The following is a 17774-nucleotide window of genomic DNA, read 5'->3' as shown; positions in this document are numbered from 1 at the left end:
TTTTCAAGGGTCGATTTCCTTTCAGCGACTAGGTGCGGATTGGTCCTTCTAGGTTGCTGGATTGGTATGAAGGAGTTTGCGGTAGCGCGGGTCGCGCGCGAGGGTTCGCAGATCAGAGACAGAGGAGATCTGAAAATCGGTTGCCCCCTTTAATAGGCAAGCTCTCAGTGTCTCGAGCGCTTCGTCTCGATAACCCAACAGTTCCAAGACCCTGGCCTTGCAAAGCTGTGAGTCAATGTCCCCTGCTCCAAGTGATTCAGCCTTCTTGATCAACGAGAGCGAGATCTGGGGGGCGCCCGATTTGGCCTTGTACAGAGCGAGTTGCATCCAGGAGGCCCCGTCCGACGCATCGATCTGCAGGCGTCGCTCTGCAGTTATCGCCGCCTTCAGGTAAGCTTCCTTGGCGGCACGTTGTTTTCCGGGAAGCGAAGCATAGCAGTCCGCCAGTTCTAGCCAGTTGTTATCGTCCGCGGAATCCAGTTCGACGGCCTTTAAAGCAAATGGAAGCGCATCGGCGGGTTTTCCCTCGGTACGCAAAGCAGCGGAGATGTTAGACGCAGCTAAAGCATTGGGCTTTAGCATAAGGCTTTTCGTGAAATTGTCAATGGCTTCGGGGTAGTGCCCCGTCTGAAGATAGATCGAACCGACGTTATTGAAGGCGAGTGAGTTACGGGGAGCAGCAATGGAGGCTGCCTGGAATTTCTGAATCGCTTCGGAATATTTGCCCTGGTCATTCAAGACTACGCCCCATTCGTTATAGGCGAGCCAGAAGTTAGGCCGTTGGTTCAATATCCTTTGATAGGTGGCTTCGGCTTCAGCCCAACGGTTGAGGCGGGTGTAAATTTGGGCCTGCCACACTAGAGTGACAGGGTTAGAGGGATCAATAGCCAAGGCCCTGGATATCTCCTGCAAGGCGGAAGGCATATCGCCACTTTGCTCATAGACGGACGCCATGGCCATATGGCCGTCTACCAGATTCGTGTCGAGTCCCAAGGCAAGCCTAGAATTTCCCCGGGCTAATTCGAGAGCGCCGGAATCGTGTCGCAGAGTGGCGAGGCGGCAATATGCGAGGGCCAGCTTCGCATAGCCTTTGGCGAAGTGCACGTCTTGCTCGACGGCAAGTTTGTACTTATCGATGGCAGGATTCAGACCGGCATCATTCGGCTGCTTCATCAAATCTTCGCCTGCCTGAAAGGCGCTGAACGCTGCAGCGGACTCCGTGCCTGGTTCATTAGATACGGAATTGTTGGCAAAAGGATGACGTAAGTTCAGCAAATCCGACGCAGCCTTAACTGCCTTCTGTGGCAATGAGGTTATCGCCGCAATAGAAGTCTCTAGCGTTCGTTCGCGCAGTAAGCGCTCGGATACAGGATCTAGCAACCTGAAAAGCACTTTGAAGTATCTCGGAGTTGGCTGGACCGAGGCCGCCAAGACGAGGTTTGCACCTAATGAATCGCAGATGTCTTTGAGGTGATCCATTTGCATCAACTCAGTACCCGCATCCTCAGGCGTAATCACTAACAGGTCCCGATCAAACGCCTCAAGGCGCGAGAGTTCGCTTTTGATCGCACTAAGCGCCCCAGTCAGCATCGGCGTGAGTCGGGAATCAGAGGTCTTGGGCCAATTTAGAAGGGCGACAAAGCGCTTCGGAGGTAACGGGTGGAGCACATTATCGAGTTCATCCCATTTCCACCAGGTGCCTCCGGCAACGGCACAAACGCCAACCGCCGCGGTGGCTGCAAAGCGACGTCGGGTCCAGAATTGTCCTGATCGACCTATGTAGTGGCTGCGATCGAGTTTGGAATCGAAAGTTTCTAAAGCATCCGCAAAGGCGGTGCATCTTCGCTGCGGGGCATCCTGGAGGCACTCGGTTATAAGGTGAACGCAAAGTGACGGTACTTTCGGGGCCGTCAACCGAGGGCTGATCGTATAGGAATGCGTGCCGGGAACGGGCCTTGGCTTTTCTCCGGCAAAAACCTCGTGGAGGACGACGCCAAGAGCAAAAAGATCGCTGGCCTGGGACGGTGGGTCCATAAGAAACAGCTCCGGGGCGATGTATCCGGGTGTTCCCCCTACTGCTCCTACCGTCAAGGCGGTCGATTCAGTTTCGTAGGCGCGCGCCAAGCCAAAATCGGTGATCCACAGATGCAGGCCGGGGCCGCTTCCGACAACCATGATATTGTTCGTTTTGATATCCCGATGGACTATGCCTGCGGCGTGGATAGCGCCAATTCCCAGAGACATCTGGCGGAGAATTGAGAGTCCGTCCTCATTAGTTATTTGGGAAGACTCTTGCAATCGTGCGGCCAGTGTCTGCCCGGGCAACAGCTTCATGGTCAGAAACGAATAAGCAGGCGGCGGATCGTCGCAGTGAAAGATTGTATGGATTGGACAGAGATTCGGATGCGTCACTTCTTGCGCAAGCAGGACCTCCCGCTCCAGGCGCTTCTGCATCATGGGATCGCCGGATATGTCCGGATGAATCGTTTTAAGTGCAATGTGAACACCCCGCAGGAAGAGGTCTTCAGCCTCGTAAACCTCTCCCATGCCACCCGATCCTAGATGCCTCACAATCCGGAATCGATTTAGGAGCACTTGCCCGTCAGAAAGCGTCCGCTGACCCTCACGGAATATCTTGCCAAATTGAATTAGTGGATTGTCGAGCGGAAGTGTTCGCTCAGTCGTAGATTTCAGCAGCTTCTCTAACTCATCTTTCAAGCACACGTCGTCTTTGCAGACGTCTGAGACATATTGGGCGCGCTGTTCCTTTGGCAAATCGAGGGCAGCCTCATATAGCGGTTTTAGCCGTTGCCAAAGTTCGGGAGTCATAGTTGCTTCGATGTTAGTTCTCCCTTCAGCCATGCTCGCGCCATGCTCCAATCTCGTTTTACTGTGCGGTCTGACACTCCCAGGACCGACGCCATCTCCTCAAATGTCAATCCACCAAAGAAATGCATCTCCACGATCCGTGATTGCCTGGCGTCGAACCTGGCTAAGCGTTCAAGTGCTTCGTGTACGGCGAGTATGTCTGCGGATTGGCCAGCCTCCGGAAGAAGTGCTTCGTCCAGTGTTACTTGATGTTGAATACCCCCTCGCTTAGCAGCTTGGCGGGTGCGGGCATGATCTACGAGGATATGGCGCATGAGTTGAGAGGCAGATGCATAAAAATGCGCACGATTCTGCCATGGAATCTGCGGTTGCTGGACGAGTCTTTCATAAGCCTCGTGGACGAGCGCTGTAGGCTGCAATGTGTGATTCCGGCGCTCGTGTCGCATATAGCGGGCCGCCAGTTGCCGTAGTTCCGGGTAGATTTGAGGGATTAGGGCCGCCTCTACTTCTCTGTTCCCTTCGCTGAGTTGCTGTAGCAGAGCAGTAATGGAGTTCCCGTCACCCGAGTCGGGTTTGAGAGGCTTCATGCATGACGCTCCGGTGTGCCCGCGAGTATAACACGACTTATCAGCGTAGTCGCTGGTTTGTGGGCGGCATAGTCGCTCGGTAACTTTCACAACTAGATGCCCGCTCTCTATCCCGGGTGTTGCTGGCCGTCCTCTCAGGATGTCAGCCAAATTGACAATAACTTGTTTGCCGGGGATGCAGAAATGTCCGCATCCCCGGAAGGATCTTACTTCCATTGAATGTTCGTGACTATGAGTTTTACCGATCTGCAGCTGGCATTAGCTGAGAACGCTGATGCTCCTCCAAATTCTTGCCCGGAATTTAAGGGAGTTGGAATCAGACTGACCGAGTGTTCGGGTACACGCGTTTCAGCGTTGAAGTCCTCAATGCGGAAGTTGAACACCGCAAGAGTTCGAATACTATCGTTTCGAAACTCCCACGCACACCTCGTGGGGGTTACTTGGTCGAATCGGATGGAGAGCCCATTAATACCTGTATCGGTCCATGGGCTCTGCTGCTGAGCTGATATAGCCAGAGGAACCACCAATATGAGCAGTGCGATCAATCTTCCAAGATGGTTTCGCATTTCTTTTTCCTCCTTTTACACGAAGGTTTGGGCTTGTTGATAAGTCAAAGCTGTGAGCATCCCCGTTATCAATGTGTCGAATCAGATCAAGGTTGAAGTCAGCACGACTACAATGCCACCTTCGGCGAATGCTGCCCGTGAGTTATCATCAGCTTCCGGCTGGAGACGGATCTGCGGGAGAGATCACCTCCCGCGGAATTCTGTCTCGCAACGATCCTTCACCGTAACGCTGCAGAACCATATGATGCTGCCGTCGTCATCGGTGCTTAGCTTGGAGCACGCTGAGGATGAGGCGTTGCTATCCGTGACCATACCCAGACAGGCTGAGTTCGCCCAATTCTGCGCTGTTTGGGTTGCCTCAGAGATTGCCAAGTCTCGATCGGTCTCGGTAGCGGAGCCGTAGCCGGACGTATACGTAACAATCGTCTTCATTTGCTGGGCGTCGGCGGTAGCCAAGTTGAGAGTGAGTGCGGAGAAGAGTGCCATTGCTGTCAAACGGCTCATTGCGTCCTCCTTATGACCTACTGCTTTCAGTGACCCGATACCTGGTCTTAATAGACCCATGAAATCAGGAGATTCAATCGAACTGCCGTGTTTCGGATCGGTGCTTTAGCGGATGGGCAGCGCTTCCTATCAGTTAAGGCGGACGGAAACGAGGAAAGGGGACATTTTTAGAAACTCAGGGTTGAGAAGTTGCTTTGCGGCGCGCCGGGGTTGCGTATGCGAGACACGGCAGCGCTGCGGATAGGTTCCGCACTCGAATATGCAACGCTAAAACCGCTCGGAGTGGGTTGGAGCTTGGACATCTCCGGGCAGGTATCGACAAAGATGCGATTCAACCGTAAAGTCCGGTCTCAGCCCATCCGCGGAGTTAGTCGAGCCAAGTGTGAAAATCGCTCTCACGCTACCGGCGCGGGCTCGCCTAAGATCTGGGAGTAGACGTACCGAGGTGCGCTTATATCAATACCGTCGGAGGGCTTAATAAGCTTTGCATATTCCCAAAAGAGTGCCATCACGCTTTGGAGCTGGTCGTGCGCGTCCGACAGATCGCTTCCGAATAATGTTTTCTTGACTTCCAGGACTGCAAGGACATCTTTGATCGGCCATTTATACTGCTATTGAATCCCTGGAATCGGAGTGCCGGAGCCCCGAACAAGCATTCCGTCAATCTGACCGCTGAGCGTGCCATCCACGCCTTCGACAAAGCCCGAAACAACCTGAAGTTCCAGTTCTTGAGGGATCATCATCTTGAGGACTGAGCCGGTCATCCCTTCATATTGCGCCCCGATAGTAGGAGCATGACTGATACCAGAGCGCTGGATCGCTTCGATCTCTCTTTCCTGGAAAGCTTTAAGCAATGCAGCCACGTTCTTGATCACTTCTGATTCCTCCTGTGGATTTCGCAGTCAGCTGGATCGAACGGTTCTGTGGCTCTGCTCCAGCGCAAATCAACCGATCTAGGTCACTACCGGGAAGTCGGCTAGGGTCAGGTATTCAAGCTCAAAACGTTCACCTCTTATGAGGATGGAATTGCTACCTTGGCTCGCATATGCAACAAATGTGCAACTCGAGAGGTACAAAGAGCAGATTCCCGAGGAGCCAGCGATGGATTAGGCATAATGTAAGTGATTGAATAAATTGATCTTATGTATAGTTCTGGCGGAGAGAGGGGGATTCGAACCCCCGGTAGAGCTTTTGACCCTACAACGGTTTAGCAAACCGCCGCCTTCAGCCACTCGGCCATCTCTCCGACTCTCCGGATTATACCCGAAGCCTGGCCATCTCTGCCGTGCAGACACCATCTCGACAGGTTGAAGGCACCGCCTGCACCGACCGGCATCGTATTCGCAGTTCGAAACCGGCAGCCTGAATTCCTCTAAAGATGGTCAATCCAGCGGCGCAAATGGCCGATGGAAAACCTGCTTCCAGGCACGCCAGTCGCCGCTTCCGGCATCATTTGAGAGGCAGAACGATCCTCCCAATTGAAAAAGCGGCAGGGTCGATTTTTTCCTTTGGCAGAGGGCATTTGGTTGTTACATTCACATTCATGCGCTTTGCCCTCAAACCCGTCCGGCGGAAGCTTCGTATTATCCCGCTGATCGCGGCGACCTATTTCATGGTCTCGGGCGGACCGTATGGGATTGAAGACATTCTGGGTGGCGCCGGCTTCGCCAAAGCGATTTTGATTCTCGTCCTGCTGCCATTCCTGTGGAGCTTACCGACTACGCTCATGATCGGCGAACTGGCCAGCTCGATTCCAGCGGAGGGCGGCTTTTACGTCTGGGTCCGGCGTGCGCTTGGCTCCTTTTGGGGTTACCAGGAGGGATGGCTCTCACTTGCGGCAAGCGTCTTCGACATGGCCATTTACCCGACGATTTTTGTCAGTTATCTGGCCCGGTTCAATCCCAATCTGACGGAAGGCCCGCGCGCCTATCTTTGGTCGCTGCTGGTGGTCGTCGTCTGCTGCGCGTGGAACCTGCGCGGCGCTCCGGCTGTTGGCGAGGGCACGGTAGGGCTTTTCGTGCTCCTGCTGGCTCCGTTCGCGGTTTTCATCGCACTTGGCTTCTGGCATGGCTTTACAGCTCATCCTGCGATCCAGTGGCACGCAGCGTCCACCGAGGCTTCGCTCTCCACAGCCATACTGGTCGCCATGTGGAACTACATGGGGTGGGACAACGCCTCCACTGTGGCGCAGGAGGTGGAAAACCCACAGCGCAATTACCCACTTGCGATGGTTTCTGCAGCGCTGCTGGTGGCGGTCACGTATATCCTGCCGCTGGCGGCGGTCGCTCTGATGGGTATTTCGGTGGCGAACTTCTCGACCGGGTCGTGGGCAGACGCGGCGCGCATGATCGGCGGACCAGTGCTGGCGACAGCGGTCGTCGCCGGGGGAGCCATCAACGGCTTCGGCATGTTCAACGTGCTCATGATGAGCTACACCCGTCTGCCCGTCGCCATGGCAGAGGATGGAATGCTGCCCAGATTCGTGACCCGGCGCAACAGCCGCGGAGTGCCCTACGTCTCTGTGGTGCTTTGCGCCCTTGCTTGGGCACTGGCGCTCAACCTGCCGTTTGAGCGATTGATTTCGATCGACCTGGTGCTGTATGGCGCGAGCCTGATCCTGGAATTCGTGGCTCTGGTCGTGCTGCGGCTGCGCGAGCCCAATCTGGAGCGGCCTTTCAAAGCCGGCAACTTTGCCGTTGCCTGCGCTCTGGGGCTGGGTCCGACGGCGCTGATCGGCTACGCGCTCTACGCCTCGCGCGACGAACGAGTGGGCAGCTTCTCCGCGTTGCTGTTTGCTTTTCTGGTCGCGCTGGTTGGTCCGGTTCTCTACTGGCTCACAGCATGGAGCCAAAGCCGGCGGCGTCTGCAGGAGACGGCGGCGGATTAACCGGAAATTAGACGGGATTGACCGGCTGATTTTTCGGAGAAAACAAGAAATCAGAGGCGGAACTATCCGCTCCGCCTCTGACCTATTTCAGACCCATTCTGTGATTTCTCTAAATCAGGCCTTCTGCGCCTTTTTCAGTTTGGTGTCTTCAAAGAGCTTCATGGCTCGCACGACATGATCCCGGGCATACGCCGCATCGTGCCAGCCTTTGATCTCGACGCGCTTGCCTTCCAGATCCTTGTAGATCGAGAAGAAATGCGTGATTTCCTTGAGCATATGCGGGTAGATGTCTGTGTAGTTCCAGACGTTGTTGTAGCGGGGATTGGAATTGCCGACTGCCAGTACCTTTTCGTCGAGCACGCCCTGATCGAGCATCTCCATCAGGCCAATCGGGCGGACTTCCTGCACGCAGCCCGGGAAGCTCGGTCCCGGTACGAGCACAAGGACATCCAGAGGGTCGCCGTCGTCGCTCAAAGTTGAGGGAATAAATCCGTAATCGCCGGGATAATGAACTGGGGAATAAAGGTTGCGGTCGAGCTTGAAGACGTGTAACTCCTTGTCGTACTCGAACTTGTTGGTCCCGTCCTTGGGAATCTCGATAACTGCTCGAAAGATCTCAGGGGCACGGTCGCCGACCGGCAACTCCAGGTAATTGATCATTGCTTTCTCACTTCTCCTCAATCGGGTTGGGGTTCGGGCCCACGGGCCTGCTCAACAAACCACCGAGCACTCAGGCCGTCACCGGCAACGCCGGAACTACTATAATGATGGTTAATGAAGGCACATGTCTATGTCACGTTGAAGACTTCTGTTCTCGATCCCCAGGGGCAGACGATCCAAAATGCACTGAAAAAGATTCAATTCACCGGCGTCGAAAGCGTCCGTCAGGGCAAGTATTTCGTGCTTTCTCTTGCCGCAGGGCTGACCCCGGAAGCCGCTCGCGGAGAGGTTGAACGCGTCGCCAAAGAGGTCTTGACCAACCCCGTCATCGAGGATTACACCTATCGCATTGAGGAGTAGCCTCCATGCCCAATCCGGCCAGCCTAAAGGATGCACCACCTGCTGAATCCTCCGTTCTTAGGACGTTCGGCCTGTGTGTAGCTGGCTGGATTGTCGGCTATCTGATCTCTGCCGTCTCCTCCGCTCTGCTGTTCCTCGTTGGCCGTATTCCTCCCGACAAGCCTGCATCCACGGCAGTCACGTGGTTCACCGCCATCTACGGCATCGTATTCGCAGTCATCGGAGCCACAGTCGGGGCTTCGTTTTCGCGCAAGAACGCCCTGGGAATCGGAGCAGCGATCGCCCTGACCATCGGAGTCGTTGCCATGTGGTCCTGGTATTCAACTCCGGATCATTCGCACTGGACGCACCTGATCGCCATTTTCCTGATGGCTCCTGCCGCCCAGTTCGGGTCGCTCACGCGCCGCCTGACAGATTAATTTACTTCGGCTCACTCAATTGTGGCGCCCGCATGCCTAATTCTTCCCCGATTTTGCATTGTCCATTCCGTGGGAGACTGCCCAACGCGCTGGCAGAATGCGCGCGTGAGCGCGATCGAACTGGCATAGCCGACTGATGGAGCCACGATCTTGAGCGGCTTTCCCTTTTTCAGCAGCGTCTGAGCTATCCCTATACGCCAGTCTGTGAGGTATTCGAATGGCGTGACACCCACGACCTGGCGAAAGTGCGCTGCGAATCGAGCGCGGGACATTCCGGCTTTTCCGGCGAGCGCTTCCAGTGACCATGGATGTTCGGGCTCCGCGTGCATGGCGGCGATGGCCCTGGCCAGCCGGGGATCGGCCAACCCCATCAGTACTCCGCTGTGAATCAGATGCTCCCGCATCGCCGCGCGGAAGATGAGCACGACAGCATACTCCGCAAGCCGGTTAATCGCCGCCTGACGGCCCGGATGCTCTCCCGAAGCTTCCGTGAAAAGCAGTTCAATAGCCGGCTCAAGCTCTTTCATCGATTTCAAGGGAATAACCAGCAGTTCGGGCAGCCCGCGTACCAGCGGATTCTGCATCTCGGCGCCAAATTCGATAAGGGCGCACACAATCTCGGCGCCGCTCGCCTCATCGGCCCAGAGCCGATGGCGGCAAGAGCGCGGATAAAACAGGACGCTGGGCTCGGTCAGCATCTGCCGCTGGCCGTCTGGCCGCTCCACAGTCAGTACTCCCTTCCGCAGCAGATGGAGATGCCCGGCAGTTTCCGTCGCATGGTCGCCGGAGACGCCACAGAGTCGGCCCGAGAAAAAGACGCATGCGGAAAGGGTGAACTGTGTAAAAAGCGGGGAAAGGCTGTCCATATCGAGACTCTCAGCTATCTCAATGCTACTCCCGATAGCTCTCCGTCTCGAAAATCGCAGGATCATTGTTGTAGAGGGCAAGCGAAAACTGCCCATGGAACGGAGATTTTCTGATGAACGCAACGTATCAAGCGGCGACAATGCCCAAAGCTAGCGGAATCCGGCGCATTTACCGGGCAGCAGCATCGCTGGACCGGTTTGGAATGGGCCTCCTGCGCCTCGCGCTGGTCATTGTACTGGTCTGGATTGGCGGTCTGAAGTTCGCCAACTACGAGGCAGATGGCATTGTGCCTTTGGTGGCGAACAGCCCATTGATGAGCTATGTCTACCACCACCCTGCGCCCGAGTACCGCGCGCACATGAACAAGGAAGGTGTGCTGAACGCCGCAAACCATCAATGGCATGAGACCAACGGAACCTACCCCGTTTCTTACGGTCTTGGAATCGTGATCGTGTCCATAGGTATTCTCATCGCTCTTCATCCGCGCCTGCCACAGGTGGCTGCGGTCGGCAGCTTTCTGCTCATTCTGATGGCGTGTACGACTTTGTCCTTTCTCGTGACGACGCCTGAGGCCTGGGTACCCGCTCTCGGTGACTCAACTCACGGGTTCCCGTATCTCTCCGGCGCGGGCCGCTTGATCGTGAAGGACGTCATCATGCTCGGCGCTGCCTTTGTCACACTGGCTGACTCGGCCAAGGCGTACCTGCAGCGCACGAATTAAATCAGCGGCTCGGATTCAGATGGAAACTATACAAAGAAGGCATACTGCGACTCTCACAGCGGAAGCGCTGGTGATCGCTTACATGGGAATCATCGCGCTGGCTGCGCACATCACCGGGATAAATCTGCTTCTTTTCCCGGAACTTGCGGCCCTGTCGCATGACGTGATGACTCGTCCCGGCGGGAAATGGGCAAGCCAGCCATGGCGGTTGATTCTGACGCCGACAATGACAGCAATCGTTGGCCTGTTTATTACCCGCCACGCGAGCTACGGCGCGGTTGCCAGTGCGGTGATAGCGCTGCTCGCGCTGGCTGTAATCAAGCTGCTCCGATCAGCAATCGGCCCGGCGATCTCCGCCGGGGTGTTGCCGATGGTGCTGGGCGAAAAGAGCTGGTTGTATCCTGTTTCGATCTGCGCCGGCCTCGTCGGTCTTGTGGTTCTATTGCTGGCTTTCAAACGCTGGGGCCCTCGCGTCGAAGCATCATCCGGCAGTTCGGCGCGCCACTCGGAAGTGGTGGACGCTCTCGAAGCCTATCCTCATAGCCGCTTCTGGGTTCTGAGCTTGCTCGCGTTCGTGCTTGTCCTGGGAGCAGCCGCGCAAATCACAGGCCTGCGTTTCATCCTCTTTCCGCCGCTCGTTGTAATGGCCTACGAAATCTTCGGACATCCCGAGGTGCCAGGCTGGATGGCCTGTCCCATTTTCTTTCCCATCGTCTGCTTTCTTACGGCATTGATCGGAGTCCTCGCCGATCAAGCCTTCCAGGCGAGTTCTCTGGCCGTCATGCTGACCACTCTTTGCTCAATCGCGGTGCTGAGGGCCTTCCGAGTGCATATGCCGCCTGCACTAGCCGTTGGCTTGCTACCCTTCGTCATGACCGCCCCGAACATCTGGTATCCCGTGTCCGTAGGCATCGGCACAGTTGTGCTGGTGTTGTGCTTCTGGGCGCGGCGATCCTTTCAGCGTTCCTATGCCACGGTAGCAGCAGAAGAGGCCTAAGCCAGAGAATCAACGATAATTTCAGCGGGTGTCGGGTTCTACAATCCAACTATGTGCGGAATCGTCGGTTATGTCGGCTCAAAAGAAGTAGTCCCTGTCATTCTCGAAGGCTTGCGGCGTCTGGAGTATCGCGGATACGACTCAGCGGGCATTGCCGTGGGCACCGAGGGCCAAGCGACGCTTTCTGTGCGCCGCGCTCCCGGTAAGCTGAGAAATATAGAACAGGTGCTGCGCGACCACCCGCTGCACGGCACATACGGCATCGGCCACACCCGCTGGGCCACGCACGGTCGCCCCACAGAAGAAAATGCCCACCCGCATCGCGACTGCACCGGACGCATCGTCGTAGTTCACAACGGGATCGTCGAGAACTATCTGGAACTGAAGAGGGAATTAACCGCCCAGGGTCACGTCTTCGTTACCGAGACCGACACCGAGATCATCGCCCACCTGATCGAACAGATTCAAAAAGAAAGTTCGCTTCAAAAAGAAAGTTCCGCGCACTCAGAGACTGCGGGTGCCCCATCCTTTGACCGTTCTGTGGGCCAAGGGTGGGTTCCCACAATCCCCCTCGAAGCAGCCGTCCGCCAGGCCGTCAAGCGCCTCACCGGTGCCTTCGCGCTCGGCGTCCTGTCCTCGCTTGAGCCGGACAAGATCATCGCCGCCCGTTTCGGGCCGCCAGTCGTCCTCGGCATCGGCGAGGGCGAGTACTTCGTCGCCTCCGACGTCCCCGGCATCCTGCACCACACACGCAACATCGTCTTCCTCAATGACGGCGAAATGGCGATCCTCACACTAGGCGGCGTTCAAATCACGGACTTCGAGGGCAAGTCCTTACCGGTCAAGCCCCAGCGCATCCTCTGGGATCCGATCCAGGCGGAAAAAGGCGGCTACAAGCACTTTATGCTCAAGGAGATATGGGAGCAGCCGCGCGCCATTCGGGACACCACCCTGGGCCGTATCTCGCTCGACTCCGGCCAGGTCTTTCTCGCAGAAATGGGCCTCAAACCCGAAGATCTCGCACAGGCTACCAGCATCAACATCGCCGCCTGCGGCACAAGCTGGCACGCCGCGCTCGCCGGCAAATACATCATCGAACGCCTCGCCCGGCTGCCCGTCGAGGTCGATTACGCCAGCGAATACCGATACCGCGGCCCCATCGCCGACCCGAACGCGCTGGGCCTGCTCATCACCCAGTCCGGCGAAACCGCTGACACCCTCGCGGCCCAGCGCGAGATGATCGCCCTCGGCTCAAAGACCGTCGCCATCTGCAACGTCGTCGGAGCCATGATCACGCGCGACGCCAGCGGCACCATCTACACCCACGCTGGCCCTGAGATCGGCGTTGCCTCCACAAAGGCTTTTACCTCGCAGATCACGGCGTTGTTCCTCTTTGCCCTGCATCTAGCCCAGGTCCGGGGACAGTTGACCACAGCCGAGTCGATGGCGCTGGTAGAAGAACTCAGCCGTATCCCAACCAAGATCGAAGAGATGCTCAAGCGCATCTCCGCTCAATGCGAAGAGCTGGCGCGCAGCTTCTCCCACGCGCGCGACTTTCTCTACCTGGGCCGAGGCATCCATTTCCCCATCGCCCTCGAAGGCGCGCTCAAGCTCAAGGAAATCTCCTACATTCACGCCGAGGGCTACCCCGCAGGCGAAATGAAGCACGGACCCAACGCTCTCATCGACGAGACGCTGCCGGTCGTCGTGCTCGCTACGCAGGATCACACCGACTCGGGCTCGCGCCTCCGTTACGAAAAGACGCTGTCAAATGTGCAGGAAGTCACGGCCCGCTCCGGCCGCGTGATCGCCATCGCGGTGGAGGGCCAGGAGGATATAGCGCAGCTCGTAGAGCACGTCATCTCCATCCCGAAAGCACCGGAGCTGCTGCTGCCGCTGCTTGAGATTGTTCCACTGCAGCTGCTCGCTTACCACATCGCCGTTCGCCGCGGCTGCGACGTGGACCAGCCGCGCAATCTCGCCAAGTCCGTCACCGTCGAGTAGTTGCAAGAAAACTGCAGCGCACCTGGAGAGACTGTTGTTGCAGATAACTGAATGGATAATTCCCGCTAATTTTCATCGGTGTTTCTGTCTATATCTATTTGCTGGCGATTGCAGATCATGCCTGATAACGACGTGCGGACCGATTCTGGCCAACCTGGCCGGCGTGCGTCCAACCCGGTTACCAGCACACACATAGGATGATGACCTTCCGGTCGAAATGCGGACCGGAAGACAGTTCCTCCATCTTCAAATCCACCCACAATTCGTTCCAGCCGCCTCTTAAGCCAGCATGCCTGGCTATGACAAAAACCAAAATCTGGCTATTGCTGCCGACCGCAGCGAGGGGGATAAATGGTTCTTGTGCTGTTGCGTTCGGGAGCGGCCCGAGTCCCGAGTCTCTCCGCGCCGAAGATTCATGACCGAAGGTTCATGATCGAGGATCCATGAGTTGTCGCGTACCGAAATGACTCAGCATTTCGTGGCGCGCGGGCGCGGTGTCTTGATGAGGTACCGTCACGCCCATCCCGCTTGCAACAAAGCTCTGTCAACGGCGCTGCTATCGTGCGCGCGCGAAAAAGCGAGTGTGCGAAATAGAAGCGCTTCAACCTCTTTCAGTCAACCCTATTTATCGCGTTCACAGCGAGTAAAGGCATATTCGGTGAGTCTCCGATCGACATGCTGATTGCACGAGCCATGAAATCGAGACTCATGAAAACGCTTATGCCGAAAGTTGGGAAAGCGAAAACAAAAACAGCAACAGAACCAGCATCAACTTTCAAAAGGATGGCCAAATGATGCACACAAAATATAGGTTGCTTCTCTTGCCGCTATTCCTGGTGTTTGCATGCGCTTCAGCAATGGCGCAGCAAAACTCCGAGATTATCGGCACCGTTACGGACCAGACCGGAGCTGCCGTGCCGGGCGCAAACCTGACACTCACGCAGACCGAAACCGGCTTTGCCTACAACACTGTCAGCAACGGTACAGGCGGGTATTCTTTCCCTGGACTCAACGTTGGCGTCTACACCCTCAAGACAACAGCTAAGGGCTTCGAGAGCTACACTGCCGCAGGTCTCACGTTGAACATTTCTCAGACCCTCGCGCATGATGTAAAGCTGACTATCGGCGCCGAGACGGTCAATGTCGACGTAACCGCAGACGCACTTCAAGTGCAGTCGGAATCTAACACGGTCAGCACTCTGATCAGTGGCGAGCAGGTCACAGAGATCGCAACAGAAAACCGCAACTTCGCCGCCCTGGCTGCGCTCGGCCTGGGTGTCAGCTCAATGCTGCCAGACAATAACACGCCAACATCGGTGGCATCCGACTTTGGCATCAGCGTCAACGGCCTGCGACAGAGCCACAACATCTGGCTTATCGACGGCGGTGAAGCCGATGATCGCGGCGGTGCGGGCGGTATGGACATCATGCCGTCGATGGATGCGATTGCGCAGTTTGAAGTGCTGGCCAGCAACTATCCTCCGGACTACGGCATCTCTTCCGGCGCAACCATGAGCCTCGCTCTTAAGAGCGGCTCCGAGAAGTTCCACGGCGAAGCATACGACTTTGTTCGAAACGACGACTTCGACGCCAACAACTTCTTCAACAAATACAACGGCGCCCATTCCCCTGTTGCCAAGCTGCGGCAGAATATCTTTGGCGGCAATGCGGGAGGGCCGCTGTTTATCCCACATGTTTACAACCAGAGCAAGCAAAAGACCTTCTTCTTTTACAACCAGGAATGGCGCCGCATTATTCAGGGCAGCCAGCCAAATGTTCAACCGACAATTCCAGACGCGGATCGCCCGGTTGCGGGGACAGATCTGCATTACATTGCGCCCGCATATGCGCCCAATCAGGTCATTGTTGTGCCGACTGTAGCGCAGGTCCCGGATCCGGCATTCGCGGCTAAGTTGGCCGCAGCTGGTCTGTCAGGCTATCGAGGACAGCCGTTCCCTAACCAGATCATCCCCTCCTCATTGTTTGACAGCAATGCGATCCTTTACCTTCAGTCGCCGTTGATCCCGAAGGTCGCCCAGGCCTCTACCGACAACAGCATCTCATCGGAAAGCAATCCCATTACGGTCTCTGAGGAAATTGTTCGCATCGATCACAAGGTCAATGACAAATGGCAGATCCTCGGACACTATATCCATGACAGCGTCTCTCAGGGTTTTCCCGATGCCGACCTTGGCTGGAACTCCGAATCTTACAACACGATCAGTAGCACGCTTAGCAACCCCGCAAACAGTGCTGCGATCAAGGTCAGCGCAGCAATCTCTCCTAGCCTGCTGGTTGAAGCGTCCATGAATTACGACGGCAACATCATCAACATCACCAACTCATCTGACGCCCTTGCTCCAAGCGGCTGGACAACCGCAAACTTCTTCACCAATTCCGGTTCCGGGCAATTTCCAGGCCTCGGTAACGTCGGCGGTAGCGGAAACGGATTAAACGGAAAAGGTATCGGAACCAACGAAGAAACCGGATATGGCCCGTGGCACAACGCCGCGGAAGACTACGAGCCCAAGGTCGATCTCTCCTACACCAGGGGCAAGCACGCGATGAAGTTCGGCTTCAGCTACAACCGCTACACCAAAAATCAGCAACTGCAAAACGACGCAGCGGGAGACTTCGGTTTCACCCAGAACCAGACAGGGAGCGGCAATGGCGGCACCTCAGGTGATCCGTTCATGAGCCTCGTGCTAGGTCTTTCGACGGGCTATTCGCAACCGCAGTCCATGTCCATTCGGCACTACGTCAACCAGACACCTTCGGCATACGTAAATGACAACTGGAAGGTCACTCCCCGGTTGAGCCTGCAACTCGGGCTTCGCTACGACGCACTGCCACATGCGTGGGAGCGCAATAACCAATTGTCCAATTTCGAGCCTGGCCAATACATCAACACGCCGCCAATCTGGACTTCGACCAATGCAATCGATCCCACCAGCGTGGGGGTCAGCACGCCGGCAGGCTTTGCCGCCCCGTACTATCTCAACGGCATGGTAGTCCCCGGAACCAACGGTGTCCCACACGGCGTGGTTACAAATGACTACGCCACCCTGCAACCACGAGTGGGATTTTCCTACGACCTCACCGGGACCGGGAAGACCGTTCTTCGCGGCGGTTTTGGCACCTTCTATGAGCGCATGCAGGGCAACGATATTTACGATCTTGCCAACAACAACTTGCCCTACGAGTACGTGCCCAACGTAGGCAGCGTCTACTACAGCAATCCGCACTGCTCGTATACCTCGGCGACTACGACAGCCAACCCGGCGAATTGTCTGAGCGTCACGAACCTGCCCATTCTGCCGGCCAGCCTGGTGACTCTGGCCACCACATATAAGGCTCCCGCAGTAGCCCAGTTTAGCCTGGGCGTCCAGCACGAATTGGCGCCTTCTCTGATCTGGGTAGTCCAGTATGTTGGTAACCTTGCCTGGCACCAGAATATCGATCTCCCACTCAACAATTTCCCTGTCACTACTTCCAATGTCCTCCGGGAAGCATCGGTAGGCTACAACGGTCTGAGCTTGGGTAGCGCGCCAAATCTAACTTACGGCCTTAACAACGCTCTCCGCAGTTACCAAGGCTTTGGCAACATCCTCCAGGAGGAGAACACAACCAACTCAACCTACAACGGGTTCCAGACGGGCCTTCGCGCTCAGAACAAATGGGGACTCAGCGGTGAGTTGGACTACACCTACTCGCACAACATCGATCTGACCGACACGGACCTTACCCAGATCAGCAACCCATGGAACCTCAAGTACGATAAGGGGGGCAGCGGGTACGACCGGCGTCAGATACTGCAGGCCAACTACATTTACAAGCTTCCAATCTTCGCGAAGGGCCCCGGTTTGGTTCACTCTGTTCTCGGGGGATGGGAAATCGCCGGCACGTTTATCACCGAGACTGGTCTTCCCGCCGCGGCCGGGTTTGGGGGAGTGACAGACCCCGTCGCACTGGGCGGAACTTACACCAACCGTGCCAACATTGTGAGCAAGATCAATTATCACCACAAGGTAGGCGACTGGTTCAGCACTCCAGCAACCGACGGCGGGGCCGATCCTCAGGCAGCTCCCACACCGGGCTACCTTGGCGGTCCGAATCTGGGCTTTGGTGACGGAAGAAGAGATACTTTCGTCGGTCCTGGCCGAGTCAACTTCACGACCTCGCTCTACAAGTCATTCGCGGTTACCGAGCGCGCTCATTTCGAATTTCGTGCAGAGTCATTCAACACTTTCAATCACACTGAATTCAATAACATCGGGACCAGCACGGGTGGCAGCAACTATGGAACAGCCACCAGCACCTGGGATCCGCGTGTCCTTGAACTCGGCGGAAAGTTCGTGTTCTAATCTGATCGC

The 17774-nt window shown here is 56.3% G+C and carries 13 protein-coding genes and 1 tRNA gene; 7 read left to right on the top strand and 7 right to left on the bottom strand.

Features of this window, described 5'->3' with window-relative positions:
- Positions 1-48 precede the first annotated feature (48 nt).
- The 5 genes from OHL23_RS03730 to OHL23_RS03710 form a co-directional block, all read right to left on the bottom strand.
- Positions 49-2862 (bottom strand): serine/threonine-protein kinase, encoded by a 2814-nt coding sequence (locus OHL23_RS03730; RefSeq protein WP_263350425.1) that lies wholly within the window; start codon positions 2860-2862, stop codon positions 49-51.
- Positions 2826-3416: a sigma-70 family RNA polymerase sigma factor gene (locus OHL23_RS03725; protein ID WP_263350424.1), complete on the bottom strand. Its 591-nt coding sequence runs from the start codon at positions 3414-3416 to the stop codon at positions 2826-2828. Before OHL23_RS03725 ends, OHL23_RS03730 begins: the two co-directional genes overlap by 37 nt.
- Before the next feature lie 749 nt (positions 3417-4165).
- Positions 4166-4486, bottom strand: coding sequence for a hypothetical protein (locus OHL23_RS03720; protein ID WP_263350423.1), 321 nt, complete (start codon positions 4484-4486; stop codon positions 4166-4168).
- A gap of 611 nt (positions 4487-5097) precedes the next feature.
- Positions 5098-5361 (bottom strand): DUF6602 domain-containing protein, encoded by a 264-nt coding sequence (locus OHL23_RS03715; RefSeq protein WP_263350422.1) that lies wholly within the window; start codon positions 5359-5361, stop codon positions 5098-5100.
- A gap of 278 nt (positions 5362-5639) precedes the next feature.
- Positions 5640-5732: transfer RNA gene (locus OHL23_RS03710), tRNA-Ser, on the bottom strand.
- A 276-nt stretch (positions 5733-6008) separates the two neighbouring features.
- Between OHL23_RS03710 and OHL23_RS03705 the strand changes: the two genes are divergently transcribed.
- Positions 6009-7373, top strand: coding sequence for an APC family permease (locus OHL23_RS03705; RefSeq protein WP_317891647.1), 1365 nt, complete (start codon positions 6009-6011; stop codon positions 7371-7373).
- A gap of 114 nt (positions 7374-7487) precedes the next feature.
- Here the strand turns inward: OHL23_RS03705 and OHL23_RS03700 are convergent, their stop codons facing one another.
- The gene (locus OHL23_RS03700) at positions 7488-8033 is read right to left on the bottom strand and encodes an inorganic diphosphatase (RefSeq protein WP_263350421.1); all 546 of its coding nucleotides are present in this window, start codon (positions 8031-8033) and stop codon (positions 7488-7490) included.
- A 114-nt stretch (positions 8034-8147) separates the two neighbouring features.
- Between OHL23_RS03700 and purS the strand changes: the two genes are divergently transcribed.
- The gene (gene purS, locus OHL23_RS03695; RefSeq protein WP_263350420.1) at positions 8148-8393 is read left to right on the top strand and encodes a phosphoribosylformylglycinamidine synthase subunit PurS; all 246 of its coding nucleotides are present in this window, start codon (positions 8148-8150) and stop codon (positions 8391-8393) included.
- Between the two features lie 5 nt (positions 8394-8398).
- Positions 8399-8812: a hypothetical protein gene (locus OHL23_RS03690; RefSeq protein ID WP_263350419.1), complete on the top strand. Its 414-nt coding sequence runs from the start codon at positions 8399-8401 to the stop codon at positions 8810-8812.
- Positions 8813-8823: 11 nt separating this feature from the next.
- Here OHL23_RS03690 and OHL23_RS03685 read toward each other — a convergent pair whose 3' ends face one another.
- The gene (locus tag OHL23_RS03685) at positions 8824-9678 is read right to left on the bottom strand and encodes an AraC family transcriptional regulator (protein WP_263350418.1); all 855 of its coding nucleotides are present in this window, start codon (positions 9676-9678) and stop codon (positions 8824-8826) included.
- A 113-nt stretch (positions 9679-9791) separates the two neighbouring features.
- On the opposite strand from OHL23_RS03685, the gene OHL23_RS03680 reads away from it, so the two are divergent.
- From OHL23_RS03680 to OHL23_RS03665, 4 genes are all read left to right on the top strand, one after another.
- Positions 9792-10400, top strand: coding sequence for a YkgB family protein (locus OHL23_RS03680; RefSeq protein ID WP_263350417.1), 609 nt, complete (start codon positions 9792-9794; stop codon positions 10398-10400).
- 19 nt (positions 10401-10419) lie between these two features.
- The gene (locus tag OHL23_RS03675; protein ID WP_263350416.1) at positions 10420-11397 is read left to right on the top strand and encodes an HPP family protein; all 978 of its coding nucleotides are present in this window, start codon (positions 10420-10422) and stop codon (positions 11395-11397) included.
- A gap of 51 nt (positions 11398-11448) precedes the next feature.
- Positions 11449-13401 carry a glutamine--fructose-6-phosphate transaminase (isomerizing) gene (gene glmS, locus OHL23_RS03670; protein ID WP_263350415.1) on the top strand — a complete coding sequence of 651 codons (1953 nt, stop codon included), beginning with the start codon at positions 11449-11451 and terminating at the stop codon, positions 13399-13401.
- 791 nt (positions 13402-14192) lie between these two features.
- Complete coding sequence (locus OHL23_RS03665) at positions 14193-17765, top strand: TonB-dependent receptor (RefSeq protein WP_263350414.1); 3573 nt, start codon at positions 14193-14195, stop codon at positions 17763-17765.
- Positions 17766-17774 lie beyond the last annotated feature (9 nt).

The sequence above is a fragment of the Acidicapsa acidisoli genome (assembly GCF_025685625.1).
GTDB classification, from domain to species: domain Bacteria; phylum Acidobacteriota; class Terriglobia; order Terriglobales; family Acidobacteriaceae; genus Acidicapsa; species Acidicapsa acidisoli.
This window is presented reverse-complemented; position numbering and strand designations above follow the sequence as displayed.

Excerpts from the sequence above, each read along its gene's own strand:
- OHL23_RS03700 (WP_263350421.1), bottom strand. The coding sequence starts at position 8,033 with ATGATCAATTACCTGGAGTTGCCGGTCGGCGACCGTGCCCCTGAGATC.
- OHL23_RS03685 (WP_263350418.1), bottom strand. The coding sequence starts at position 9,678 with ATGGACAGCCTTTCCCCGCTTTTTACACAGTTCACCCTTTCCGCATGC.
- OHL23_RS03690 (WP_263350419.1), top strand. The coding sequence starts at position 8,399 with ATGCCCAATCCGGCCAGCCTAAAGGATGCACCACCTGCTGAATCCTCC.
- OHL23_RS03680 (WP_263350417.1), top strand. The coding sequence starts at position 9,792 with ATGAACGCAACGTATCAAGCGGCGACAATGCCCAAAGCTAGCGGAATC.
- purS (WP_263350420.1), top strand. The coding sequence starts at position 8,148 with ATGAAGGCACATGTCTATGTCACGTTGAAGACTTCTGTTCTCGATCCC.
- OHL23_RS03665 (WP_263350414.1), top strand. The coding sequence starts at position 14,193 with ATGATGCACACAAAATATAGGTTGCTTCTCTTGCCGCTATTCCTGGTG.
- OHL23_RS03720 (WP_263350423.1), bottom strand. The coding sequence starts at position 4,486 with ATGAGCCGTTTGACAGCAATGGCACTCTTCTCCGCACTCACTCTCAAC.
- OHL23_RS03725 (WP_263350424.1), bottom strand. The coding sequence starts at position 3,416 with ATGAAGCCTCTCAAACCCGACTCGGGTGACGGGAACTCCATTACTGCT.
- OHL23_RS03675 (WP_263350416.1), top strand. The coding sequence starts at position 10,420 with ATGGAAACTATACAAAGAAGGCATACTGCGACTCTCACAGCGGAAGCG.
- OHL23_RS03730 (WP_263350425.1), bottom strand. The coding sequence starts at position 2,862 with ATGGCTGAAGGGAGAACTAACATCGAAGCAACTATGACTCCCGAACTT.
- glmS (WP_263350415.1), top strand. The coding sequence starts at position 11,449 with ATGTGCGGAATCGTCGGTTATGTCGGCTCAAAAGAAGTAGTCCCTGTC.